This window comes from Pseudomonas sp. MSSRFD41 (assembly GCF_014230245.1).
Classification (GTDB): domain Bacteria; phylum Pseudomonadota; class Gammaproteobacteria; order Pseudomonadales; family Pseudomonadaceae; genus Aquipseudomonas; species Aquipseudomonas piscis.
In genome coordinates this window covers 1-23,619 of record NZ_JACKZK010000029.1, presented here as the reverse complement: position 1 = coordinate 23,619, position 23,619 = coordinate 1, and the positions used below count along the sequence as shown (strand labels likewise).

Genomic DNA, 23,619 nt, shown 5'->3' with positions numbered 1-23,619 from the left:
ATATTAACTTTGCGTGATGTTCCAGCGGCTTTGTCGTGCCCGGAGTTTGAGTTTAGTTGTGGGCCGTTGCTTCTGGTTAGTTGTATCGAGGCTGCTATCCAGGTGTTTTCGATGCCTTGCGGGAATATTTTTCATGCCGGCAAGGCATGGACTTTCGCCGTTGCGGCTGCAGCCCTTGATTCACGCGGCCTGGAGGGTTTCACGAGTTTTGTATATTCCATGCGGGTCTATATATAACTTGAAAGATTACTTTAAGAGATAAGCGAGGGGCGCGGATCATGGACCCCACGGCACCGTTGCGCGGGGGAGTCAGGGCGCTGGTGCCGGTTATCCGCAGAAGATCGTAGGGAGTGAATCAATGGGCAATGTCCAGACCGTCGCCAGCGCGCAGGAGGTGCCGTGGCGCCAGGCACCCAGCGGCGAGTTGGTCGATCTCGGCCGGCCGCATCGCTTGCCGCTGGGCCAGGCTCGGCTGCAACGCACACCCAAGCGGGTGCTGCGCCGGCGCGAGGCGATTCTCCTGGGAGTGGCGGCCCTGGTGTTGCACGGCGCGGTGATCTACTGGCTGAGCCAGAAGCCCACTCCGGTGCTGCCCATCGTGCCGCCGGAAATCCCGCCCATGACCATCGAGTTCTCGCATCCGGCGCCACCGGTGGTCGAGCCGCCGCCACCGCAGCCGGTCCAGCCGGTGGTGGAGCCACCGCCGCCGGTGGAGGACGAGCTGGCAGTGAAGCCGCCGCCACCCAAGCCGGTGCCCAAGCCCAAGCCAAAACCGCTGCCCAAGCCCGAACCCAAGCCCGCGCCCAAGCCAGTGCAGCAGGCTCCGGCAGCGCCGCAGCCGGTCGCGCCGGTGGCCGCCCCGGCCCCGCCCGCGCCAGCGGCTCCCGCTCCGGTGACCCCGGCTTCGGCCAGCGCCGCGTACCTGAAGAATCCGGCACCGGAATACCCCTCCCTGGCCCAGCGGCGGGGTTGGGAAGGCACGGTGCTGCTTCGGGTGCACGTGCTGGCCAGCGGCAAGCCGGGAGAGATCCAGATCCAGAAGAGCAGTGGGCGCCAGCAACTCGACGATGCGGCCCTGGCCGCGGTCAAGCGCTGGAGCTTCGTCCCGGCCAAGCAGGGCGACGTGGCCCAGGACGGCTGGGTCAGCGTACCTATCGATTTCAAGATCCATTGAGCCACAAGGCCCGATCCACACGCTTATAGAGGGAACACATCATGACGTTACTGGCATCTCCACTGGAATCCATCGAAAGCGCGGTGATCTGGCTGCTGGTGGTCTTCTCCGTCGCCACCTGGGGCCTGGCCCTGGTCAAGGGCGTGCAGTTCGCCCGCCTCAAGGCCCAGGATCGCAAGTTCCACAATCAGTTCTGGGCGGCGTCGAGCCTGGACTCCGCCGCGCCCCTGAGCGAAACCCAGCCCGGTGCGGCGGCCCGGGTGGCCCAGGCCGGCTACGCGGCGATCCAGGTGGGCGATGCCGCCCACGCCGCCGACCTGAGCCAGGCGATCAACCACCAGGACCGGCTCGAGCGTGCCCTGCGCCAGCAGATCGTGCGTGAGCGCCGCTCCCTTGAGACAGGCCTGGCGGTGGTTGCCAGTATCGGCAGCACCTCGCCCTTCATCGGCCTGTTCGGCACCGTATGGGGGATCATGGAAGCGCTCAAGGGCATCAGCGCCGCGGGCTCGGCCAGCCTGGAAACCGTGGCCGGGCCTATTGGCGCGGCGCTGGTGGCCACGGGCGTGGGGATCGCCGTCGCCGTGCCGGCGGTGCTGGTCTACAACTACTTCCTGCGGCGCCTGAAGCTGACCGCCGCCGACCTCGATGACTTCGCCCATGACTTCTACAGCCTGGCGCAGAAGAGTTCGTTCCGTGTGCTGATCCACCCGGCCGCGCACAAGGTCGCGGCCCAAGGCTCCGGCCACAAAGTGAAGGAGGCCTCCTGACATGGCCTTCTCGACCCAGGATAGCGACGAGGTACTGAGCGAGATCAACGTCACCCCGCTGGTGGACGTGATGCTGGTGCTGCTGGTGGTGTTCATCGTCACCGCGCCGCTCTTGACCAACGCCATTCCCATCAACCTGCCCAAGACCGAGGCCGTGGCCCCGGTGGAGCAGAAGGACCCGCTGGTGGTGAGCATCGATGGCACCGGCAAGCTGTTTATCAACAAGGACGAGATCCAACCGGATCTCTTGGAAACCAACCTGCAAGCGGCCAAGCAGAAGGACCCGGAAGTCCGCGTCCAGCTGCAGGCCGACGATGGCGTCAACTACGGCGAGGTGGCCCGGGCCATGGCGTCCATCGAGCGTGCGGGCATCACCAAGCTGTCGGTGATCACCGCCCGCTGATACCGAGCAACAAAGCCACGACTTTTCAGGCCGTCTCCTTGGCAGGGTGCGGCCTTTTTTTTGTTGTGGCCCTGTAGCCGCTGTCGAGCGCAGCGAGGCTGCGCCAAGGCCCGCAGGGCCTTCAAGTGCGCGGTGGAATGGGCTCCCGGGCGGCCGTTGCGCAGCCTGCGGCAGCGATTGCACGAGGTGGAGCGGGTTGGGTTTTATATTCTTTATAGGTCTTAATAAATAGCTTCTTATTCCTTAACCAATATAAATCCCCTCCCTATACTCGTTCGGGAACAGACACGCAGCAGGAGAGTTCCCCATGCGCAACGAATCCATTCGCTACTTGATTGTGCCGGGCTGGCAGGGATCGCCAGAAGATCATTGGCAAAGCCACTGGCAGCGCAGCCTGCCCAACAGTGCGCGAGTGGAGCAGGCCGACTGGCTGACGCCGCGCCGGGAAGACTGGGTCGCCGCGTTGGCCGAAGCCATTGCCGCCGATGACACCCCGGTGATCCTGATCGCCCATAGCCTGGGTTGCGTCACCGTGGTCCATTGGGCGGCGCGGGCGCCGCTGGCGGCCTTGCGCCAGGTGCGTGGCGCGCTGCTGGTGGCGCCGGCGGACGTGGAGCGTCCGGCCTGTGTCCCGGCGCTGCGCAATTTCGCCCCGATCCCCCGGGGCCTGCTGCCGTTCCCCAGCCAGGTGGTCAGCTCGGACAACGACAGCGCGGTCAGCGCGGCGCGAGCCCTGGAGCTGGCCCGGGACTGGGGCGCCGAGGCCGGGATCCTGGCCGGTGCCGGGCATATCAACGTCAAGTCCGGCCACCATCGCTGGGAACAGGGCTTCGCCTATCTCTACCGCCTGCAAAACCGCATGGAACAGCACGCCCTGCGTCGTGCCTGAGTTTTCTTCTTTCGTTTAAACGCCCCCGCCTCCAGGCACCTTGGGGCGGGAGTCCGCCATGAGTTCGCATACCCCCTTCGGCCAGCCGTTGCTGACCTTTCCCGATGCCGAGAAAAGCCCCCTGAGCATCCGCGCCAAGGCGCTGGTGTTCGTCGATCCGCGTTCGCGCCAGCTGCGCGAGGAGCTGGAGCAACTGGCGCCGCGTTCGACCTCGGTGCTGATCCGTAGCGAGACCGGCACCGGCAAGGAGCTGCTGGCCCGGCATATCCACCGCGCCAGCGATCGTGGCGGGTTGTTCGTCTCGGTCAACTGCGGGGCCATCAGCCCGACCTACGCCGACGCCGAGCTGTTCGGTTATGCCGCGGGCAGCTTCAGCGGCTCGGCCAGCAGCCGGGCCGGCTGGTTCGGCTCGGCCAATGGCGGGACCCTGTACCTGGACGAGATCGGCGACCTGCCGCTGCCGATCCAGACCAAGCTGCTGGCGGCCCTGGAGAACCACGAGGTGACCCGGGTCGGCGCGCAGCAGCCAAGCCCGGTGGATGTGCGCCTGGTGGCGGCCACCAGCATCGACCTGGCCCAGGCGGTGGCGGCGGGCAAGTTCCACGAGCGCTTGTATCGCTACCTGAGCGAGGGCCAGCTGGAGCTGCCGGCCCTGCGCGAGCGGGTGGGGGATATCGAATCGTTGGCCGAATACTTCCTGGGGATCTACAGCCAGCGCCTGGACCTGCCCGTGCCGCTGATCAGCGAAGCCGCGCAACAGGTCCTGGAGCGCCACAGCTGGCCAGGCAATACCCGCGAGCTGGAGAACGTCATTCACTTCGCCCTGCTGGTCAGCGATGGGGGGGAAATTCTTCCGGAACACCTCAACCTGCCGTCCCAGGCCGCGCCCCTGGAGCAGGTGCGCCTGCTGGTACGCGGGATCCTCGAGTCCGGCACCGAGGCGGATCGCGCCGCCCTCAAGCAACTGCTGGCGGTGTAGGCGCTGGCGCAGGCTGCGCCCGGGCGCGGAGCGCCTGTCTGTCCAGGCGCTACGAGATTTGGGCGGAGTTCGTTGCGCGAGGACTGCGTCCTCGTGCGCAGCCTCGCAGGCTCGACAGCGGCTACAGGCTGCGTAAGGGCGCGTAGCGGCCGCCAAGAAGTCCGCTCAATGGCCTGCCTGAAGGCCCTGCCGGCCTTGACCTAGCCTTGCCGCGCTCGACAGCGGTGCAACCTTCGCCGGGTGCTGCGATAGGGCGAGCGCTCTGGCAAGGGGCTTTTCGGCTGTATGAACAAAATGGAATATGAAATTGAATAAAAGATATTTTTCGGGAATAAAAAATCTCGGTATTGTCCGGTTCACGCCAGCAGTGGCACTTCACCAGTATCCCGATCCACTCCCTGTTTGAAGCCGTCGTCGGACCCCGACACCTAAGGACATCCCATGAAAAAAGTTCTGTTGTTCACCGCACTGGCGGCAGCCCTGGGCGCCGGTATCGCCCAGGCCGGCGAGAAGCTGGTCGTCGCCGCGACCCCAGTGCCGCACGCCGAGATCCTCGAGCTGATCAAGCCGACCCTGGCCAAGGAAGGCGTGGACCTGGAAGTGAAGGTCTTCACCGACTACGTGCAGCCCAACGTGCAAGTGGACCAGAAGCGCCTGGACGCCAACTACTTCCAGACCCTGCCGTACCTGAAGAACTTCAACGAAGGCAAGGGCACCCACCTGGAGACCGTGATCGGCGTGCATGTCGAGCCTTTCGGCGGCTACTCGAAGAAGGTCAAGAGCCTGGCCGAGCTGAAGGACGGCGCCAGCATCGCCATCCCCAACGAAGGCAGCAACAGCGGTCGTGCGCTGATCCTGCTGCACAAGGCCGGCCTGATCGAACTCAAGGATCCGAAGAACGCCGTGTCCACTCCGAAGGACATCGCCAAGAACCCGCACAACTTCAAGTTCAGGGAACTGGAATCGGCCATGCTGCCACGGGTCCTGGACCAGGTTGACCTGGACATGATCAACACCAACTACGCCCTGGAAGCCGGCCTGAACCCGGCCAAGGATGCGCTGGTGATCGAAGGCGCCGACTCGCCCTACGTGAACTACCTGGTGGCCCGTCCGGACAACAAGGACAGCCCGGCCATCCAGAAGCTGGCCAAGGCCCTGACCAGCCCTGAAGTGAAGGCTTTCATCGAGAAGAAATACAGCGGCGCGGTATTGCCGGCCTTCTGATGGGCTAGGCTGTCCACCGGACCAACCCCTTCAAGGTTCGAACGCCGACGGCTAGGCCAGCGTCGGCGTTTTTTATTGCTGGGATCTTTGGCCAGCGTCAGCCCGCCGGCTGCATGGCCCGGCGCAAGGCCATGAGCCATTTGAGCAAGTCATGGGGATCGAGCGGTTGCGGAGTCTTTTCATCGGCCATGGTCATCGTCCTTGTGAAGCTGCGCGTCCTGGGAAATGCCCCGGTCCTCATGAACCCGGCAGGCAGGCAAAAAGGTAGTCGCTGGATGCCAGCCCGGCAAATCCGCGGGTTAGGTTTTTGGGTGATATCAATATGCCTTAACGGTATTTAAATTCTGCTTTTTATAGCTTTAGAGTCGCGCTCAGCCCGGCGATTACCCATCGCCCCATGGACTGCATCACCGTCGCCGTATCCCGGCGACGTCCAGGACGTTCAATGACCCTCGACTACGCTTTCATCCTCAGCACCCTGCCGGCGTTCCTCAAGGCCGTGGGGGTGACCCTGCAGGTCGGCCTGATCGCCATCGGTACCTCCCTGCTAGTGGCGTTGATCAACGCTGCCTTCCTGGTGTTCCGCACGCCCTATGTGCACCGCCTGATCGGCCTGTACGTGGAGCTGGCGCGCAACACGCCGTTGCTGATCCAGCTGTTCTTCGTCTACTTCGCCCTGCCGGCCCTGGGGATCAAGGTCTCAGGCTTCACCGCGGCGATCATCACCATGACTTTCCTCGGCGGTGCCTATCTCACCGAGGTGCTGCGCGCCGGGGTCGAGGCGGTGCCGCTGGCCCAGCTGGAATCGGGGCGCTCCATCGGCCTGTCGCGCTGGCAGCTGCTGCGCTATGTGATCCTGCCCCAGGCGGGCATCCTCAGCCTGCCGTCGCTGTTCGCCAACTTCATCTTCCTGCTCAAGGAGACCACCGTGGTCTCGGCGGTGGCGGTGCCGGAGATCCTCTACACCACCAAGAGCTACATCGCCCTGTACTACAAGACCTACGAGATGTTGGCGGTGCTGACGCTGATCTGCGTGCTGCTGTTCCTGCCGCTGTCGCTGTTGCTCAGCTACCTGGAAAGGAGGCTGCAACATGGCCAGTTCGGGTCTTGAGCTGCTGCTGGTGTCCCTGCCGCAACTGGCCCGGGGCGCCGAGCAGACCTTGTCGATTTCCTTGCTGAGCATCCTCTTCAGCACCCTGGGCGGCGTGCTCTATGGCGTGCTGTGCAGCCTGCAGCGGCGAGTGCTGGATGTGCCGCTGCGCCTCTACCTGGAGCTGTTCCGGGCGATCCCGGTGCTGGTCTGGCTGTACTTGCTGTTCTTCGGCTTCCCGATCTTCTTCGGCATCAGCATTCCCAGCTTCACCTGTGCGGTGCTGGTGCTGTCGCTGTGGGGCGCCAGCGAGGTCGGCGAGGTGGTGCGCGGGGCGCTGCGTTCGCTGCCCCGGGGCCAGCGTGAGGCGGGGTTGTCCATCGGCCTGTCGACGTTGCAGCTGTATGGCCACGTGCTGCTGCCCCAGGCCCTCAAGCGCATGACGCCGCCGACCATCAACGTCTACACGCGGATCATCAAGACCAGCTCCCTGGCGGTGCTGATCGGCGTGGTGGACGTGATCAAGGTCGGCCAGCAGATCATCGAGCGTACCTACGAGTCGGTGCTGATCTACGGCGTCCTGTTCCTGTTTTTCTTTTTCATCTGCTACCCGCTGTCGGCCGCCTCCCGCGTGCTGGAGCGGCGCTGGACGCAAGCATGAGCGCATTGATCGAGTTCCAGGGTTTCAACAAGTTCTTCGGCTCGCAGCAGGTGCTGCGCGATATCGACCTGAGCGTGGCGTCGGGCGAGGTGATCGTCATCCTCGGCCCCAGCGGCTGCGGCAAGAGCACCCTGCTGCGCTGCCTCAACGGCCTGGAAAGCGCCCAGGGTGGCCACCTGCGCTTCGCCGGCCGCGAGCTGCTGGACCCGGCCACCGACTGGCGCCAGGTACGCCAGCAGATCGGCATGGTGTTCCAGAGCTATCACCTGTTTCCCCACATGAACGTGCTGGACAACATCCTCCTCGGCCCGCTCAAGGTGCAGAAGCGCCAGCGCCGCGAGGCCCAGGCCCAGGCCGAGGCGCTGTTGGAACGGGTCGGGCTGGCGGACAAGCGCCAGGCGTTTCCCCGGCAGCTGTCCGGCGGCCAGCAGCAACGCATCGCCATCGTCCGCTCGCTGTGCATGAACCCCCAGGTGATGCTGTTCGACGAGGTCACCGCGGCGCTGGATCCGGAAATGGTCAAGGAAGTGCTGCAAGTGATCCAGGGCCTGGCCCGGGACGGCATGACGCTGCTGATCGTCACCCATGAAATGGCCTTCGCCCGGGCCGTAGCCGACCGCATCGTGTTCATGGACGCTGGCCGCATCCTCGAGCAGAACACCCCCGAAGCTTTCTTCACGAACCCGCAGACCGTTCGCGCGCAGCAGTTCCTGGAGAAGTTCTCGTTCGTCGAAGCATTACCCAAGAAAGCCCCTAGAAAGGAACTGGAGCTCTTATGAAAACCGTCAAGTCTTCACTGCTGTTGCTACCGCTGTTCGGCCTGGCCCTGCTGGCTGGCTGCGATAAATCTTCCGAGGCCTCCAAGCCTGCGGCCAGTGCCGCCAGCGCTGCGCCGGCGGCCAGCTACCTGGACAAGATCAAGGCCCGGGACAAGCTGATTGTCGGCGTGTTCACCGACAAGCCGCCGTTCGGTTTCGTCGATGAGGCCGGGCGCTACGTGGGCTTCGATACCGACATCGGCCGCCAGTTCGCCAAGGACCTGCTGGGCGACGAGAACAAGGTGGAGTTCGTCGCCGTGGAGCCGGCCAGCCGCATTCCGTTCCTGCAAAGCGACAAGGTCGACCTGATCCTGGCCAACATGACCGTGACCCCCGAGCGCAAGGAAGCGGTGGAATTCACCAACCCCAACCTCAAGGTCGCGGTCCAGGCCCTGGTGCCCGAGGGCAGCCCGGTGAAAAGCCTGGATGACCTGGCGAGCCGCACCACCATCGTCACCACCGGCACCACCGCGGATATCTGGCTGACCCAGAACCACCCGGACTGGAAGCTGCTCAAGTTCGAGAAGAACACCGAGTCCCTGCAGGCCCTGGCCAATGGCCGTGGCGATGCCTACGCCCAGGACAACCTGATCCTGTTCAGCTGGTCCAAGCAGAACCCGGGCTACCGCGTGCTGCCGCAGACCCTGGGCGAGCAGGCGCCGATCGCCCCGGCGGTGAAGAAGGGCAACACCGAGCTGCGTGACTGGGTCAATGCCGAGCTGGCCAAGCTGGGCGAGCAGAAGTACCTGCTCAAGCTGTACGACCAGTACGTGCGCAAGGAACTGAGCGACGACACCAACCCCGACAGCGTGATCGTCGAAGGCGGCAAGTGGCAGGGGTGATCCGCCCCGGGCGCTTGAGGCGCTCTTGAGTACGCCATCGCGGGCAAGCCTCGCTCCTACACAGACCTTGGGAGCGAAGCTTGCCCGTGATGCTTTTCTGGCGGCTCAATCGGGCCAGTACCAGGCGGGCTCGTCGAGCAGGCGCTGGCCGACGATACCTGTCTGGCCCAGCTCCTTTTCCAGCACGATGCAGTTGCACTGCGGGTCTTCCTGCAGGGCTGCGATCAGGCGCCGGGCGTGGGACACCACCCACACCTGGCACTGCTCCGAGGCACGGATGATCAGGCGCGCCAGCGCCGGCAGCAGGTCGGGGTGCAGGCTGGTTTCCGGTTCGTTGAGCACCATCAGCGTCGGCGGTCTCGGGGTCAGCAGGGCCGCCACCAACAGCAGGTAGCGCAGGGTGCCGTCCGACAGCTCCGCCGCCGACAGCGGGCGCAACAAGCCTTCCTGGCGGAAACGCACTTCGAACAAGCCTCCGGGTACAGCATCGATCTCCAGGCTGGAACCCGGGAAAGCATCGCTGATGGTGTCGTGCAAGGCTTGTTGGTCGCCGACCTCGATGATGGTTTGCAAGGCCGCCGCCAGGTCCCGGCCGTCATGGTGCAGAACCGGGGTGCGGGTACCTAGTTGCGCTCGGCGCGCGGGGGCCTGGCTGTCGGTGCGTAAGTGATCGTAGAAGCGCCAGCCGCGGATCTGCTCGCGCAGGTGCAAGACTTCTGGCGATGAGCGCAGGTTGCCCACTTGGTCGAACAGACTGTCGCCGCTGGAGATGTGTTGCGTCAGTACTTCCCACTGTCGCCCGTCGCGAGCCCGTACCATCGGACCCTGGCGATCCACGAGCACGCTGGCCGACCGATACAGCGCACCGCCCCAGATACTTTCGCGCTTGATGTTGGGGTCGAGGGTGAAGCGCGATGGAATCGGCAGGCTGTGGCCGGGAAGCATGAAATGCCCACTGGAGTCGGGTAGTCCGAGGCCGATGGCGTAGCCGAAATCTTCACTGGCAAAGCCCAGTTGCAGGCGCTTGACCGTCTTGCGTGGACCGCCCTGGACTGCCACGTCACCCCGGCTCATGCGTCGGCTGATGGTTTCCGGCCCGGCCCAGAAGGTCGAGTCCAGCCCGCCCTCCCGGGCCAGGGCGTTGACCACCCCACCCTGGGCGGTTTCCGCCAACAGGCGCAGGGCCTTGTACAGATTGGATTTGCCACTGCCGTTGGCGCCGGTGATCAGGTTCAGCCGAGCGAGGGGAATCACCAGTTTGTTGATGGAGCGGTAATTGGCCACCGCCAGGGTCTTGAGCATGCCGGATCTCCTTTGCCTGCCGCGCAGTGTGCCCAATCCCCCGCGCTCTTGTCGCGCCATCCCTGCGGCGGCGACACGGGGCGAACCTGTAGCCGCTGTCGAGCGCAGCGAGGCTGCGCCAAGGCCGGCAGGACCTTCCGGGGCACGCAGCAAGACCCTGCGCTGCGGGGACAGTGCAAGGGTGGAACCCTGTTCTAAGCTCACAGTCGTAAACGTCACGGCGCATCGATCAAGCAAAAGGAGCCTGCATGGCTGGTCTCGATACGAAGTGGGTGGTGGGGCTCTGCCTGTTGGCCCTGCTGGGAGGTTGCGGGGCGGAGCAGCCTGCGCAAAAGGACCATCCAAGGGTGCATGTGCAGCAGGTGGAGAACAGTGAATTCGCCGCTTCGGTGACCCTCACCGGCGATGTGCAGGCACGGGTCCAGACCGACCTGTCGTTTCGCGTTGGCGGCAAGATCATCCAGCGCCTGGTGGATGTCGGCGACCGGGTCGAGGCCAGGCAGGTACTGGCCAGGCTCGACCCCAAGGATTTGCAGACCAACGTCGATTCGGCCAATGCCGCGGTGTTCGCCGAGCAGGCGCGGGTCAAGCAGACCAGCGCCGCGTTCGTCCGCCAGCAGAAACTCTTGCCCAAGGGCTACACCAGCCAGAGCGAATACGACTCGGCCCAGGCCGCCCTGCGCAGCAGCCAGAGCGCCTTGAGCGCGGCCCAGGCCCAGTTGGCCAATGCCCGCGAGCAATTGGGCTACACCGAACTAGTGGCCGAGGCCCCGGGGGTGATCACCGCCCGCCAGGCCGAGGTCGGCCAGGTGATGCAGGCGACGCAGCCAATCTTCAGCCTGGCCCAGGATGGCGAGCGCGATGCGGTCTTCAACGTCTACGAGTCGCTGGTGATGCAGCCACCGGGGCAGGAAACCATCCCCATCGCCCTGCTGGACAATCCCAAGGTGACCACCACCGGCAAGGTCCGCGAAGTGACGCCGGTGGTCTCGGCCCAGAGCGGCACGGTGCAGGTCAAGGTCAAGCTCGATTCGTTGCCGGCGGGCATGGAGTTGGGTTCGGTGGTCAGCGCCACCGCTCGCGCCACTGCCAAGGCCAGCGTGTTGCTGCCCTGGGCGGCGCTGACCAAGGACCTGCGCGAGCCGGCGGTATGGCTGGTGGACGCTGACGGCAGGGCGCAACTGCACAAGGTCAAGGTCGGGCGCTACCTGACCGGCAAGGTGATCATCAGCGAAGGCCTCGAGGGCGGTGAGCAGGTGGTGGTGGCCGGCGGGCAACTGCTGTATCCGGGAGTACCGGTGGAGATCGCCGGCAAGACCACCGAGCAGGGGAGGCAGCCATGAAGCGCCTGGCCTTGCTGTGGTGTGCCGCGGTGTTGCTGCCAGGTTGCTCGAAGGAGGACCCGGCGCCTGAACCGGTGCGTCCGGTGCTGTGGCTCCAGGTGACGCCGCAGTCCGAGGAAAGCCTGGGACGCTTTGCCGGCAACATCCAGGCGCGCTACGAAACCAACCTGGGCTTCCGGGTGCCGGGGCGGATTGCCAAGCGCAATGTCGACGTCGGTGCCGAGGTGGCCCCCGGGGACTTGCTGGCGACCCTGGACCCCACCGACCAGCAGAACCAGTTGCGGGCGGCCCAGGGCGACCTGGCCCGGGTCCAGGCACAGTGGATCAATGCCCAGGCCAATGCCCGGCGCCAGCAGGAGCTGTTCGACCGTGGGGTCGGGGCCCAGGCCCAGCTGGACCTGGCCCAGACCGACATGAAGACCACCCGCGCCTCCCTCGACCAGGCCAGGGCCTCGGTGCAGCAGGCCCGGGACCAGCTCGGCTACAGCGAGTTGCACACCGACCACGGTGGCGTGGTCACCGCCTGGAAGGCCGAGGCCGGGCAAGTGGTGAGCGCCGGCCAGCAGGTGGTGACCCTGGCCCGGCCCGAGGTCAAGGAAGCGGTGATCGACCTGCCGGCGAACCTGGTGGACCAGTTGCCGGCGGACGTGGTGTTCCAGGTCGCGGCGCAACTGGATCCGAGCATCGGCACCAGCGCCACGGTGCGTGAGATCGAACCCCAGGCCCAGAGCGCGACCCGGACCCGCCGGGCGCGCCTGACCCTCAAGGACACCCCCGAGGCATTCCGCCTGGGCACCGCCATCAGCGTAACCCTGAGCTCGGCCATCGCGCCGCGCACCGAGCTGCCGTCGACTGCGTTGCAAGAGGTGGATGGCAAGAGCCGGATCTGGGTCATCGACCCCAAGGCCCTGACTGTCTCGCCCCGTGAGGTGACGGTACTGAGCCGCGACAGCGATTCGGTGCTGATCAGCCAGGGCGTGCAGCCCGGCGAGCGGATCGTCAGCGCTGGCGTCAACAGCCTCAAGCCGGGGCAAAAAGTCAAAATCGATGAGGACCGAGCACAATGACGCCCGCCAGCAAAGGGAGCTTCAACCTGTCCGAGTGGGCGATCAGGCATCAATCCTTCGTCTGGTACCTGATGTTCGTGGCGCTGTTGATGGGCGTGTTCTCCTACATGAACCTGGGACGCGAGGAAGACCCGTCCTTCACCATCAAGACCATGGTCATCCAGACCCGCTGGCCTGGCGCGACCCAGGAGGAGACCCTCAAGCAGGTCACCGACCGCATCGAGAAGAAGCTCGAGGAACTCGACTCCCTGGACTACGTGAAGAGCTACACCCGCCCCGGCGAGTCGACGGTGTTCGTCTACCTGCGCGACACCACCAGCGGCAAGGACATCCCCGATATCTGGTACCAGGTGCGCAAGAAGATCAACGACATCCGTGGCGAGTTTCCCCAGGGCTTGCAGGGGCCGGGGTTCAACGATGAGTTCGGCGATGTGTTCGGCTCCATCTACGCCTTCACCGCCGATGGCCTGAGCATGCGCCAGCTGCGCGACTACGTGGAGCAGGTGCGGGCGCAGATCCGCGAGGTGCCGAACCTGGGCAAGGTGGAGATGGTCGGCGAGCAGGACGAGGTGATCTACCTCAACTTCTCCACCCGCAAGCTGGCGGCCCTGGGGATCGACCAGCGCCAGGTGCTGCAAAGCCTGCAATCGCAGAACGCGGTGACCCCGGCCGGGGTGATCGAGGCCGGGCCGGAGCGGATCTCGGTGCGCACTTCGGGGCAGTTCGCCTCGGAGAAGGACCTGGCCACGGTCAACCTGCGGCTCAACGATCGTTTCTATCGCCTGGCGGATATCGCCGAGATCAGCCGTGGCTACGTCGACCCCTCGACCCCGATGTTCCGCTTCAACGGCCAGCCGGCCATCGGCCTGGCGATCGCCATGAAGAAGGGCGGCAATATCCAGGATTTCGGCAAGGCCCTGCATGCGCGCATGGACCAGCTGACCGCCGACCTGCCGGTGGGCGTCGGCGTGCACAAGGTCTCCGACCAGGCCGAGGTGGTGGAGGAGGCAGTGGGTGGCTTCACCAGCGCGTTGTTCGAGGCGGTGGTGATCGTCCTGGTGGTGAGCTTCATCAGCCTCGGGGTCCGGGCCGGGTTGGTGGTGGCCTGTTCGATCCCGCTGGTATTGGCCATGGTCTTCCTGTTCATGGAGTACAGCGGCATCACCATGCAGCGTATTTCCCTGGGGGCGCTGATCATCGCCCTGGGCCTGCTGGTGGACGACGCGATGATCACCGTGGAGATGATGGTCACGCGCCTGGAAAAGGGTGAAAGCAAGGAGCAGGCGGCGACCTACGCCTATACCTCCACCGCCTTCCCGATGCTCACCGGGACCCTGGTGACCGTGGCCGGCTTCGTGCCCATCGGCCTGAACGCCAGCTCGGCCGGGGAGTACACCTTCACCCTGTTTGCGGTGATCGCGGTGGCGATGCTGGTGTCGTGGATCGTCGCGGTGCTGTTCGCCCCGGTGATTGGCGTGCATATCCTGAGCACCGACGTCAAACCTCATTCCGAGGAGCCGGGGCGGATCGGCCGGGCCTTCAATGGCGGCCTCTTGTGGGCCATGCGCAATCGCTGGTGGGCCATCGGCATCACCGTGCTGTTGTTCGTCGCCTCGGTGTTCGGCATGCGTTTCGTGCAGAACCAGTTCTTCCCGTCCTCCGACCGGCCGGAGATCCTGGTGGACCTGAACCTGCCGCAGAACGCCTCGATCAACGAGACACGCAGGGCGGTGGACCGACTGGAGGCGACCTTAAAGGACGATCCGGACATCGAGCGCTGGAGCACCTACATCGGCGAAGGTGCGATCCGCTTCTACCTGCCCCTGGACCAGCAATTGCAGAATCCCTACTACGCCCAGCTGGTGATCGTCAGCAAGGGCTTGGAGCAGCGCACCGCACTGACCGAGCGCCTGCAGAAGCGCCTGCGCCAGGACTTCGTCGGCATCGGCAGCTATGTCCAGGCCCTGGAGATGGGGCCGCCGGTGGGCCGGCCGATCCAGTACCGGGTCAGCGGCAAGGACATCGACCAGGTACGCAAGCACGCCATCGAGCTGGCCGCCGAGCTGGACAAGAATTCGCACATCGGCGAGATCATCTACGACTGGAACGAGCCGGGCAAAGTGCTGCGCATCGATATTGCCCAGGACAAGGCGCGGCAACTGGGCCTGTCGTCGGAAGACGTGGCGCAACTGATGAACAGCATCGTCAGCGGCTCCACGGTGACCCAGGTGCATGACGACATCTACCTGATCAAGGTGGTCGGCCGCGCCGACGACAGCGAGCGCGGTTCACCGGATACCTTGCAGAACCTGCAGATCGTCACCCCCAGCGGCACCTCGATCCCGGTGCTGGCCTTCGCCAGTGTGCGCTATGAGCTGGAGCAGCCCCTGGTGTGGCGCCGCGACCGCAAGCCGACCATCACCATCAAGGCGGCGGTGCGCGACCAGATCCAGCCCACCGATCTGGTCAAGCAGCTCAAGCCGACCATCGACAGGTTCGCCTCCGGCCTGCCGGCCGGCTATTCGGTGGCCACCGGCGGCACCGTGGAGGAGAGCGGCAAGGCCCAGGGACCGATCGCCAAGGTGGTGCCGCTGATGCTGTTCCTGATGGCGACCTTCCTGATGATCCAGCTGCACAGCGTGCAGAAGATGTTCCTGGTGGCCAGTGTCGCGCCCCTGGGGCTGATCGGCGTGGTCCTGGCCCTGGTGCCGACGGGAACGCCCATGGGCTTCGTGGCGATCCTCGGGATCCTGGCGCTGATCGGCATCATCATCCGCAACTCGGTGATCCTGGTGACCCAGATCGATGAATACGAGAAGGACGGGTACGACCCTTGGGATGCGGTACTGGAAGCCACCCACCACCGGCGGCGGCCGATCCTGCTGACCGCCGCGGCGGCGAGCCTGGGGATGATCCCCATCGCCCGGGAAGTGTTCTGGGGGCCGATGGCCTACGCCATGATCGGCGGCATCATCATCGCCACCTTGCTGACCCTGCTGTTCCTGCCGGCGCTGTACGTGGCCTGGTACAGGATCAAGGAGCCCAAGCCGGACCAGGACAGCCGCTGATCCCTGGGAGCGAAGCGTGCTCGCGATGGCGGTGCATCAGGCGCATCGCTATCGCGGGCAAGTCGGATCGCCGCCCGCTCGCTCCTACGGGGAGGGGTGTTCGTCAGGCCTTGCGCCAGACGCTGGCCAGCCAGGGTTGCTGTTCCCGGGGCAGGCCGGCGGGGCGGTAGTAGTGCTCCAGCTCGACGAAACCTGCGGCGGTCAGCAGCGCCTGCCAGGCCGCGAGGTCGTGGTAGGCGCCGTAGCGGGCGCCGTTCCAGCCTTCCTGGTTGTCGCCCCTGGGATTGGAGCTGAACAGCACGCCGCCGGGCTTCAAGGTGCCATGCAGTTGCTTGAGCACCCGGGGCAGTTCCTGGCCGGGGACGTGGAACAGCACGGCGTTGGCGAAGATCCCGTCGAAGTGCTCCGCTGGCAGGTCGAGCTTGAGGAAGTCTTGCTGCCAGACCTCGCAGCCACTGTCTTGCCGGGCCATCCGGGCGAACTCCTGGCTGCCATCCAGGCCGATGGCCACATGGCCCAGGCGGGTGAAGGCGCGCAGGTCGCGCCCCGGGCCGCAGCCGAAGTCCAGCAGGGTGAAGGGCGCGGTGCCCTGGATATGCCGCAGCAGGGCGTCGATGTTCTGGCTGACGTCGTGGTCGCGAGTACCTTCGCGAAAGCCTTCGGCCACCTGGTTGTAGTGGCCCAGGGTGGTGGCGGTGATGGTATCGAGATCGTCGGGGGCAAGTTTCATGGCGGCAGGCGGCTTGTGGGAGGGACCGACCGAATATACACCGGCGGCCGCTGCGCGTCCGTGCGCAGCCTGCATCAGCGCTTGTTGAGTTTCCGGGCCAGGCGGTCGCCGCCGAGCTGGATTGCGGCCACCAGGAGCACCAGCAACACGATCACCGTGAGCATGATCTGGCTGTCGAAGCGTTGGTAGCCGTAGCGGTAGGCGATGTCCCCCAGGCCGCCGGCCCCGATGGCCCCGGCCATGGCCGAGGAGTTGATCATGGTCACCAGGGTGATGGTGAAGCCGCCGACGATCCCCGGCAGCGCCTCGGGCAAGAGCACGTGCCAGACGATGTGCCAGCGTCGGCAGCCCATGGCCTGGGCCGCTTCGATCAGGCCGTGGTCGACCTCGCGCAGGCTGACTTCGGCGATCCGCGCGAAGAACGGAGTGGCGGCGATGGTCAGCGGCACCACGGCCGCCCACACCCCGTAGGTGGTGCCGACGATCAGCCGGGTGAAGGGAATCAGCGCCACCATCAGGATCAGGAACGGGATCGAGCGGAACAGATTGACGAAAGCCCCCAGCGCCCGGTTCAGCGCCGGGGCCTGGTAGATCCCGCCCTTGCCGCTGGTGACCAGGATCACCGCCAGGGGAATCCCCGCCAGCAGGGCGATCAACGACGACACGCCGACCATCAGCAGGGTGTCGAGAATGCCCTGCAACAAGCGATCAAGCCACATAGCCCAGTACCTCCACCTGTTGTGCCCAGTGCCTGGCGCGCTGGCGCAGTGCCTCGGCGTCCAGGGACGAGCCCTGCACCGCCAGCAGCAGTTGCCCCAGGGCGTGGCCCTGGATGCGTTCCACGCCACCTTGCAGCAGCCGCACGCGTCCGCCCAGGGCGTTGAACAGCGCCGCCAGGTCCGGTTCGTCGCGCTGTGCACCGGTAAAGCGCAGGATCAGCACCACGGCTGCTGCGGCGCTTTCGGGATGGCTGCGCAGGCATTGGCGCAACTCCTCGGGCAGTTCAGGTTGCAAGGGTGCCAGCAGGGTCTTGCTGACTTCGTGCTGCGGGTTGCCGAAGACTTCCCAGACCGGCCCCTGTTCGACGATGCGCCCGTGTTCCAGCACCACGACGCGGTCGCAGATCTCGCGGATCACCGCCATCTCGTGGGTGATCAGGATGATGGTCAGGCCCAGGCGCTGGTTGATCTCGTGCAGCAGGCCGAGGATCGACTGGGTGGTCTCCGGGTCCAGGGCCGAGGTGGCCTCGTCGCACAACAGGATCTCGGGGTCGTGGACCAGGGCGCGGGCGATCCCCACCCGCTGCTTCTGGCCGCCGGACAGTTGCGCCGGGTAGGCCTGGTGCTTGTCCTTCAGGCCCACCAGTTCCAGCAGTTCGCGGACCTTGCGCTGGCGCTGGGCCTTGGGCACCCCGGCCACCTTCAGCGGCAACTCGACGTTGTGCCACACGGTCTTGGCCGACATCAGGTTGAAGTGCTGGAAGATCATGCCGATGCGTCGGCGCAGGGCCACCAGGCGGTCTTCGTCGAATTCGCCGATGTCCACCTGGTCGATCAGCACCCGGCCGCTGCTGGGGCGTTCCAGGCGGTTGATGGTGCGGATCAGCGACGACTTGCCGGCGCCGCTGCGTCCGATGATGCCGAACACCTCGCCGCGCTGGATCGCCAGGTCGATGCCGTGCAGGGCCTGGACCGGACCCTGCTGGCCCTGGTAGGTCTTGCCCAGGCCGATGAAGCGTACCTGGGCGCGGTTCAGGTCCGGATGCAGCTCGGTCCGTTCGGCGCTCTGGGGTTCGGGTTCGGGGAGCGCAAGCTTATGCGTGGCGACTGTCATCTCAACCTTCCCAACCGGCCTGGTAGAGCTTGCCGTGGGCCTGGTCCAGGGCGGCGCGCACGGCGGGCGAATGCTGGTAGATATCGACGAACTTGATCAGCCGCGGATCGTTTTTGCTCTTGGGCTGGATCACGAACTGGATCACGTACTCCTTGTGGTCCAGGCCGTCGAACAGCAGCGCCGAGCCGGCATCGAAGGTCTTGGCCAGGCGGATGTAGGCCGGGTAGCCCTGGACCAGGTCGGCGTCGTCGTAGGCACGCACCAGTTGCACGGCCTCGACCTGGAGGATCTTGATCTTTTTCGGGTTGGCGATGATGTCGTCTTCGGTGGCCTTGTAGCCGACCCCCGGCTTCAGGCTGATCAGCCCGGCCTTGGCGAGCAGCTGCAGGCCGCGACCGCTGTTGATCGGGTCGTTGGCGATGGCCACGCTGGCGCCTTGAGGCAGTTCGTCGAAGCTTTTGTACTTCTTCGAGTACAGGCCGACGTTGTTGATGATCCCCGGGGCGAAAGGCACCAGGTCGAAACCGGCGGCGGCCTTGGCGTTTTCCAGGAACGGGATGTGCTGGAAGTAGTTCACGTCAATGTCGCCGGCGGCCAGGCTGACGTTGGGCGCGATCCAGTCGCTGAACTCCACCAGTTCCACCTTCAGGCCTTGCTTGCCGGCTTCGGCGACGGCGGCCTCCAGGGGAATGGCGAAGGCGGCGGTGGTGCCGACCTTGAGTGGCGGTTCGGCGGCGAAGACGCTGCTGGCGAAGAGCCCGAGGGCGAGGGCCAGTGCTTTGACCGGATGGCGCGGGAGCTTGGTGTTCATGGTCTTGGGTTCCAGTCAGTGCATCGAGGTTTTTGGGGGTATTACGGTCTTGTCGCGGGCAAGCCTCGCTCCTGCGCAGGCATCTGCAGGAGCGAGCGGGCAGCGATCCGGCTTGCCCGCGATGCCGTTAGCGGCGGTAGGCCGCGCCGGTGTGGCGAGCGGGCAGCTTGCGGTCCTGGTGGAAGAGCTTTTCGCGCAGGGTCCCGGTCTCGTAGGCGGTCTTGTAGGACCCGCGTCGTTGCAGCTCCGGGATCACCAGGTCGATGAAGTCGACATAGCTTTCCGGGGTGACGATGCGGGTCAGGTTGAAGCCGTCCAGGCCGGTCTCGGCGATCCAGGACTCCAGGTCGTCGGCCACCTGTTGCGGTGAGCCGACCACGGTGAAGTAGCGCCCGCCCAGGGCGTGCTGCTCCAGGAGCTTGCGCCGGGTCCAGTCGTTGTTCTGCAGGTGCTTGGTGGCCGACTGGATGGCGTTGTTCTTCACGTACTGGATCGGTTCGTCGAGCTCGTACTGGGCGAAGTCGATGCCGGTGGAAGCGGAGAAGTGCGCGACCCCGGCCTCGGCGCTGGCATGGCTGCGGTACTCGGCGTGCTTCTTCCAGGCCAGTTCCTCGGTGGCCCCGACGATCACGTTCAGGCCCATGAAGATCTTGATGTCCTCGGGGTTGCGCCCGGCGGCCACGGCGCTGGCGCGGACCTTGTCCACCTGGGCCTTGGTCGCGGCCTTGTTCTGCCCGCTGATGAACACGCATTCGGCGTGGCGCCCGGCGAACACCAGGCCGCGCTCCGAACTGCCGGCCTGGAACAGCACCGGGGTGCGCTGGGGCGAGGGCTCGCACAGGTGATAGCCGCTGACCTGGTAGAACTCGCCCTGGTGCTCGACCTTGTGCACCTTGTCCGGCCGGGCATAGATGCGCTGCTCGCGGTCGTTGAGCACGGCGTCGTCCTCCCAGCTGCCTTCCCAGAGCTTGTACAGCACCTCCAGGTATTCGTCGGCCTGGTCGTAGCGGCGGTCGTGCTCGATCTGCTCCTTGAGGCCCATGGCCTGGGCGGCGCTGTCCAGGTAGCCGGTGACGATGTTCCAGCCGACCCGGCCACGGCTCAGGTGGTCGAGGGTGGAAAGCCTGCGGGCGAACAGGTAGGGCGCCTCGTAGGTGAGGTTGGCGGTGAGGCCGAACCCCAGGTTGCGGGTCACCGCGGCCATGGCCGAGACCAGCAGCAGGGGGTCGTTGACCGGCAGCTGGATCGACTCCTTGAGCGTCACGTCCACCGAGTCCTGGTAGACGTCGTAGACCCCGACGATATCGGCGATGAACAGCCCGTCGAACAGCCCGCGCTCCAGCAACTGGGCCAGCTCGGTCCAGTACTCGAGGCTCTGGTACTGGGTGGAGGTGTCCCGTGGGTGGGTCCACAGGCCGTGGTTGATGTGCCCGACGCAGTTCATGTTGAAGGCGTTGAGCAGGATCTTCTTCTTGGTGGGGGCGAGGGCGCTCATCAGATGGTCCCCCGCAGTGGCGGGTTCTGCTGGTTGAGGTAGTAGTTGCCCACGGCGTGGTACTTCCAGCGCACCGGGTCGTGCAGGGTGTGCACCCGGGCGTTGCGCCAGTGGCGGTCCAGGCCGTATTCGGCCAGGGTCGCCTGGCTGCCGGCCAGTTCGAACAGGGTGCTGCCGGCGGCCAGGGAAATCTCCGTGCTCAGGGCCCGGGCCTCGGCCACGGCGATGGACGCCGCCGCCACGGTCTCGGCGTTGGTCTGGGCCTGGGCGCGGTCGAGGAATTCCCCGGCCCGCTCCAGCAGGGCCTCGGTGGCGTGCAGGCGAATGCTCAGGTGGCCGAAGCTCTTGAGGGTCAGCGGATCGTCGCTGGCCTTGTCGAGGCCGGAATCGATCCACGGCCGGCTCTTGGTCCGTACGAAGCGCAGGGCGTCTTCGTAGGCGGCGCGGGCGATGCCGGTGTCGATGGCGGCGTGGAGAATCTGCGCCAGGGGGCCGACCGGGGTCGGACGCTCGAAGGCGCTCTGGAACGGCACCACGTCGGCGGCGTCCACCGCCACGCTTTCGAAGACCACCGAGCCACTGCCGGTGGTGCGCTGGCCGAAGCCGCTCCAGTCATCGATCACGTTCAGGCCCTGGCTGTCGGCGGGGACGAAGGCCAGTTGCTGGATGCCGTCCTCATCCACCACCGAGGTGGGGATGCGCTGGGCGTAGAGGGCGCCGGTGGCGTAGAACTTGCGCCCGTCGATGCGGTAGCCCTGGCCGCTGCGGTCGCGGCTCAGGCGGGTGGTGCGGTCGTGGGCGGTCTTGGTGCCCAGCTCGGCCAGGGCGTTGCCGAAGCGTCGGCCGGCCAGGACCTCGGCGTACAGCCGTTGCTTCTGCTGCTCGCTGCCATTCACCCGCAGCACTTCGAGGGCATAGAAATGGTTTTGCGGGATCTGGCCCAGGGAGGCGTCGGCCTCGGCGATCAGCGCGGTGACCTTGGCCAGGGTGACGTTGGAGACGCCAGCGCCGCCGTATTCCTTGGGTACGCTGATGCCCCACAGGCCGGAGCGGCTGAAGGCTTCCAGCTCGGGGTGCGGCAGGCGCCGCTCGCGATCGCGCAGGGCGCTGTCGCGCTTGAAGTCTTCCGCCAGGTCGCTGGCGACAATCAGGGCTTGCTCGTCGCTGGTGATGACCGCGACGTGTTGGGAAAGAGACATGTGTTTCTCCAGAGATCTGGTCAAAAGCGTTCTGGGCGGTCAAATCCAGGAATGACGGGCCGGCAGCGTGCCGTTCAGGTGATAGGCGCCGACGGCGTGGTACTTCCAGCGCACCGGGTCGTGCAGGGTGTGCACCCGGGCGTTGCGCCAGTGGCGGTCGAGGTTGAATTCGGCGAGGGTGGCGCGGCTGCCGGCCAGCTCGAACAGTTTCTCGCTGGCTTGCAGGGAGATCTCGGTGGTCAGCACCTTGGCTTCGGCCACGGCGATGGAGGCACGGGCCGCGGACTCGGCGGTGATCGGCGCCGCGCTGACCTGGTCCAGTACTTGGCCGGCCTTGCGCAGCAGGGCCTCGGCGGCGTGCAGTTCGATCTGCAGCTTGCCGATGTCGGCGATCACATAGAGGTCGTCGCTGGCCCGTTCGACATTGGCGTCGATCCACGGCCGCGAGCGTTCACGGACGAAGCCAATGGCATCGGCCAGGGCTTCGCGGGCGATCCCGGCATCGATGGCGGCCTGGATCAGCTGCGAGGCGGCGCCCTGGATGTTCGGCGTCTCGTTGATCTTCCAGTTGTCCAGCACCAGCTCGGAGTCCACCCGTACGTTGTTCAGCACGATGGTGCCGCTGGCGGTGGTGCGCTGGCCGAAGCCCGACCAGTCATCGACGATGCGTAGCCCCGGGGTACCACGGCGGACGAAGGCCAGGACCTGGCGGCCGTCGTCGTTGAGCGCCTTGACCGCCACCCAGTGGGCGAACAGCGCACCGGTGGAATAGAACTTCTGGCCATTGAGCACATGGCCGTCGGCGTCGGCGCTGATCCGCGCCTTGAGTTCCAGGGTGTTCTTGGTGCCGCGTTCGGGCCCGGCATTGCCGATGCGCCAGCCTTCCAGGACGCTTTGCAGCAGCTGTTTCTTCTGGCGCTCGGTGCCGCAGCCGAGGATCAGGTTGAGGATGCCGAACTGGTTCTGCGGGATCTGCCCGAGGGCCGGGTCCGCGGCGGAAATGATCGCGAAGACCTCGGCCACGGTCACGTAGGAAACCTGTGGGCCGCCATAGGCCCGGGGAATGGCGATACTGCCCAGGCCGCTGCGGGTGAACTGCTCGACCAGCGCCCAGGGCAGCTTGCGCTGGCGGTCGCGCTGGGCGGCCTGCTGGCGGGCCACGTCGGCCAGTTCATGGGCGGCTTGCAGGGCCTCGGCGTCGTTACGCAAGACCTGTGCGGGCAACAACAGGGGGGCAATGTCCAGGTCGCTCTGGACCTGTGCTTCTACCAGACTGGACATCAGTGCCACTCCTTGGCTGCACGCAATGCCCTGGCGATCTGCACTGGGGTGATTGTGTTCCGAACCATACCTACCTCACATCTTTGGATAGGCCGCGTCATGCGGCGAAATCAGGATCAAGAATGTCCGGTGGTCCGGTGGCATATACCCTAAACGTGGATAAAAATTAAATGAACTAACTTCGAGGAATATGCATAGAAGAGGGTTACGTATACGTCAGGCGGGGGATGGGCGTGTGGGTATCGCAGGTGTGTGTAGCCGCTGCCGCAGGCCGCGCATGGGCGCGCGGCGGCCGTGGGTTTTGGGGTTTGAAGGCCCTGCGGGCCTTGGTGCAGCCTCGTGTTGCTCGGCAGCGGCTGCAGGTGAGGGGGCGCGGAGCGGCCTTGGAGTTTTGGGGGCGGGTCAGGCCGAGGTGAGGAACTTGCTGAGGAACTGCCGGGTGCGTTCTTCCCGGGGGTGGGCGAACAGGGCCTTGGCTTCGCCCTGTTCGACGATCGCTCCCTTGTCGAAGAAGATCACCCGGTTGGCCACGTCGCGGGCGAAGCTCATCTCATGGGTGACGATGACCATGGTGCGTTTCTCCTCGGCCAGGCCGCGGATGGTCGCCAGTACCTCGCCCACCAGCTCCGGGTCCAGGGCCGAG

Annotated in this window: 21 protein-coding genes and 1 pseudogene; 13 read left to right on the top strand and 9 right to left on the bottom strand. The window is 65.7% G+C overall.

Annotated features, from left to right (window positions below; genetic code table 11):
- The first annotated feature begins 358 nt into the window (after positions 1-358).
- The 10 genes from H7A76_RS28230 to H7A76_RS28185 all read left to right on the top strand — a co-directional run bounded on the left by H7A76_RS28230 (position 359) and on the right by H7A76_RS28185 (position 8,847).
- Entirely contained in the window at positions 359-1,174 is an 816-nt protein-coding gene (locus H7A76_RS28230) for an energy transducer TonB (RefSeq protein WP_185701565.1), read from the top strand.
- 41 nt (positions 1,175-1,215) lie between these two features.
- The gene (locus H7A76_RS28225; protein ID WP_185701564.1) at positions 1,216-1,941 is read left to right on the top strand and encodes a MotA/TolQ/ExbB proton channel family protein; all 726 of its coding nucleotides are present in this window, start codon (positions 1,216-1,218) and stop codon (positions 1,939-1,941) included.
- Between the two features lies 1 nt (position 1,942).
- Positions 1,943-2,344 carry an ExbD/TolR family protein gene (locus H7A76_RS28220; protein ID WP_053132759.1) on the top strand — a complete coding sequence of 134 codons (402 nt, stop codon included), beginning with the start codon at positions 1,943-1,945 and terminating at the stop codon, positions 2,342-2,344.
- 307 nt (positions 2,345-2,651) lie between these two features.
- Complete coding sequence (locus H7A76_RS28215) at positions 2,652-3,233, top strand: alpha/beta hydrolase (protein ID WP_185701563.1); 582 nt, start codon at positions 2,652-2,654, stop codon at positions 3,231-3,233.
- Between the two features lie 58 nt (positions 3,234-3,291).
- On the top strand, positions 3,292-4,212 hold the full coding sequence (locus tag H7A76_RS28210) for a sigma 54-interacting transcriptional regulator (protein WP_185701562.1): 921 nt from the start codon (positions 3,292-3,294) through the stop codon (positions 4,210-4,212).
- Positions 4,213-4,653: 441 nt separating this feature from the next.
- Positions 4,654-5,436 carry a MetQ/NlpA family ABC transporter substrate-binding protein gene (locus tag H7A76_RS28205; protein WP_185701561.1) on the top strand — a complete coding sequence of 261 codons (783 nt, stop codon included), beginning with the start codon at positions 4,654-4,656 and terminating at the stop codon, positions 5,434-5,436.
- Positions 5,437-5,881: 445 nt separating this feature from the next.
- On the top strand, positions 5,882-6,547 hold the full coding sequence (locus tag H7A76_RS28200) for an amino acid ABC transporter permease (RefSeq protein ID WP_185701560.1): 666 nt from the start codon (positions 5,882-5,884) through the stop codon (positions 6,545-6,547).
- Complete coding sequence (locus H7A76_RS28195) at positions 6,528-7,187, top strand: amino acid ABC transporter permease (RefSeq protein ID WP_185701559.1); 660 nt, start codon at positions 6,528-6,530, stop codon at positions 7,185-7,187. The genes H7A76_RS28200 and H7A76_RS28195 overlap by 20 nt, the downstream gene beginning before the upstream one ends.
- Positions 7,184-7,966 (top strand): amino acid ABC transporter ATP-binding protein, encoded by a 783-nt coding sequence (locus H7A76_RS28190; RefSeq protein ID WP_022644163.1) that lies wholly within the window; start codon positions 7,184-7,186, stop codon positions 7,964-7,966. The genes H7A76_RS28195 and H7A76_RS28190 overlap by 4 nt, the downstream gene beginning before the upstream one ends.
- Complete coding sequence (locus H7A76_RS28185) at positions 7,963-8,847, top strand: transporter substrate-binding domain-containing protein (RefSeq protein ID WP_068580119.1); 885 nt, start codon at positions 7,963-7,965, stop codon at positions 8,845-8,847. The genes H7A76_RS28190 and H7A76_RS28185 overlap by 4 nt, the downstream gene beginning before the upstream one ends.
- Before the next feature lie 105 nt (positions 8,848-8,952).
- Here H7A76_RS28185 and H7A76_RS28180 read toward each other — a convergent pair whose 3' ends face one another.
- The gene (locus H7A76_RS28180; protein ID WP_185701558.1) at positions 8,953-10,149 is read right to left on the bottom strand and encodes an AAA family ATPase; all 1,197 of its coding nucleotides are present in this window, start codon (positions 10,147-10,149) and stop codon (positions 8,953-8,955) included.
- A gap of 248 nt (positions 10,150-10,397) precedes the next feature.
- Here H7A76_RS28180 and H7A76_RS28175 point away from each other — a divergent pair, with 248 nt between their 5' ends.
- The 3 genes from H7A76_RS28175 to H7A76_RS28165 are packed head-to-tail and all read left to right on the top strand — an operon-like array spanning position 10,398 to position 15,627.
- Positions 10,398-11,492 carry an efflux RND transporter periplasmic adaptor subunit gene (locus H7A76_RS28175; RefSeq protein ID WP_185701557.1) on the top strand — a complete coding sequence of 365 codons (1,095 nt, stop codon included), beginning with the start codon at positions 10,398-10,400 and terminating at the stop codon, positions 11,490-11,492.
- Complete coding sequence (locus tag H7A76_RS28170) at positions 11,489-12,559, top strand: efflux RND transporter periplasmic adaptor subunit (RefSeq protein ID WP_185701556.1); 1,071 nt, start codon at positions 11,489-11,491, stop codon at positions 12,557-12,559. The genes H7A76_RS28175 and H7A76_RS28170 overlap by 4 nt, the downstream gene beginning before the upstream one ends.
- On the top strand, positions 12,556-15,627 hold the full coding sequence (locus tag H7A76_RS28165; RefSeq protein WP_185701555.1) for an efflux RND transporter permease subunit: 3,072 nt from the start codon (positions 12,556-12,558) through the stop codon (positions 15,625-15,627). The genes H7A76_RS28170 and H7A76_RS28165 overlap by 4 nt, the downstream gene beginning before the upstream one ends.
- Positions 15,628-15,730: 103 nt before the next feature.
- On the opposite strand, the gene H7A76_RS28160 is transcribed toward H7A76_RS28165, so the two are convergent.
- The 8 genes and pseudogenes from H7A76_RS28160 to H7A76_RS28125 all read right to left on the bottom strand — a co-directional run.
- Complete coding sequence (locus H7A76_RS28160) at positions 15,731-16,357, bottom strand: class I SAM-dependent methyltransferase (RefSeq protein ID WP_185701554.1); 627 nt, start codon at positions 16,355-16,357, stop codon at positions 15,731-15,733.
- 74 nt (positions 16,358-16,431) lie between these two features.
- On the bottom strand, positions 16,432-17,076 hold the full coding sequence (locus H7A76_RS28155) for a methionine ABC transporter permease (RefSeq protein ID WP_185701553.1): 645 nt from the start codon (positions 17,074-17,076) through the stop codon (positions 16,432-16,434).
- Positions 17,066-18,190 carry a methionine ABC transporter ATP-binding protein gene (locus H7A76_RS28150; RefSeq protein ID WP_185701552.1) on the bottom strand — a complete coding sequence of 375 codons (1,125 nt, stop codon included), beginning with the start codon at positions 18,188-18,190 and terminating at the stop codon, positions 17,066-17,068. Before H7A76_RS28150 ends, H7A76_RS28155 begins: the two co-directional genes overlap by 11 nt.
- A gap of 1 nt (position 18,191) precedes the next feature.
- Entirely contained in the window at positions 18,192-19,001 is an 810-nt protein-coding gene (locus H7A76_RS28145) for a MetQ/NlpA family ABC transporter substrate-binding protein (protein ID WP_068580135.1), read from the bottom strand.
- Positions 19,002-19,128: 127 nt separating this feature from the next.
- On the bottom strand, positions 19,129-20,496 hold the full coding sequence (locus tag H7A76_RS28140) for an LLM class flavin-dependent oxidoreductase (RefSeq protein WP_185701551.1): 1,368 nt from the start codon (positions 20,494-20,496) through the stop codon (positions 19,129-19,131).
- A complete protein-coding gene (locus H7A76_RS28135; RefSeq protein WP_185701550.1) occupies positions 20,496-21,695 on the bottom strand; it encodes an SfnB family sulfur acquisition oxidoreductase in 1,200 nt (399 codons plus the stop codon). Before H7A76_RS28135 ends, H7A76_RS28140 begins: the two co-directional genes overlap by 1 nt.
- A gap of 39 nt (positions 21,696-21,734) precedes the next feature.
- Positions 21,735-22,976 (bottom strand): SfnB family sulfur acquisition oxidoreductase, encoded by a 1,242-nt coding sequence (locus H7A76_RS28130; RefSeq protein WP_185701549.1) that lies wholly within the window; start codon positions 22,974-22,976, stop codon positions 21,735-21,737.
- Positions 22,977-23,378: 402 nt separating this feature from the next.
- A pseudogene (locus H7A76_RS28125) lies at positions 23,379-23,619 on the bottom strand (L-cystine ABC transporter ATP-binding protein YecC); the annotation flags it as partial.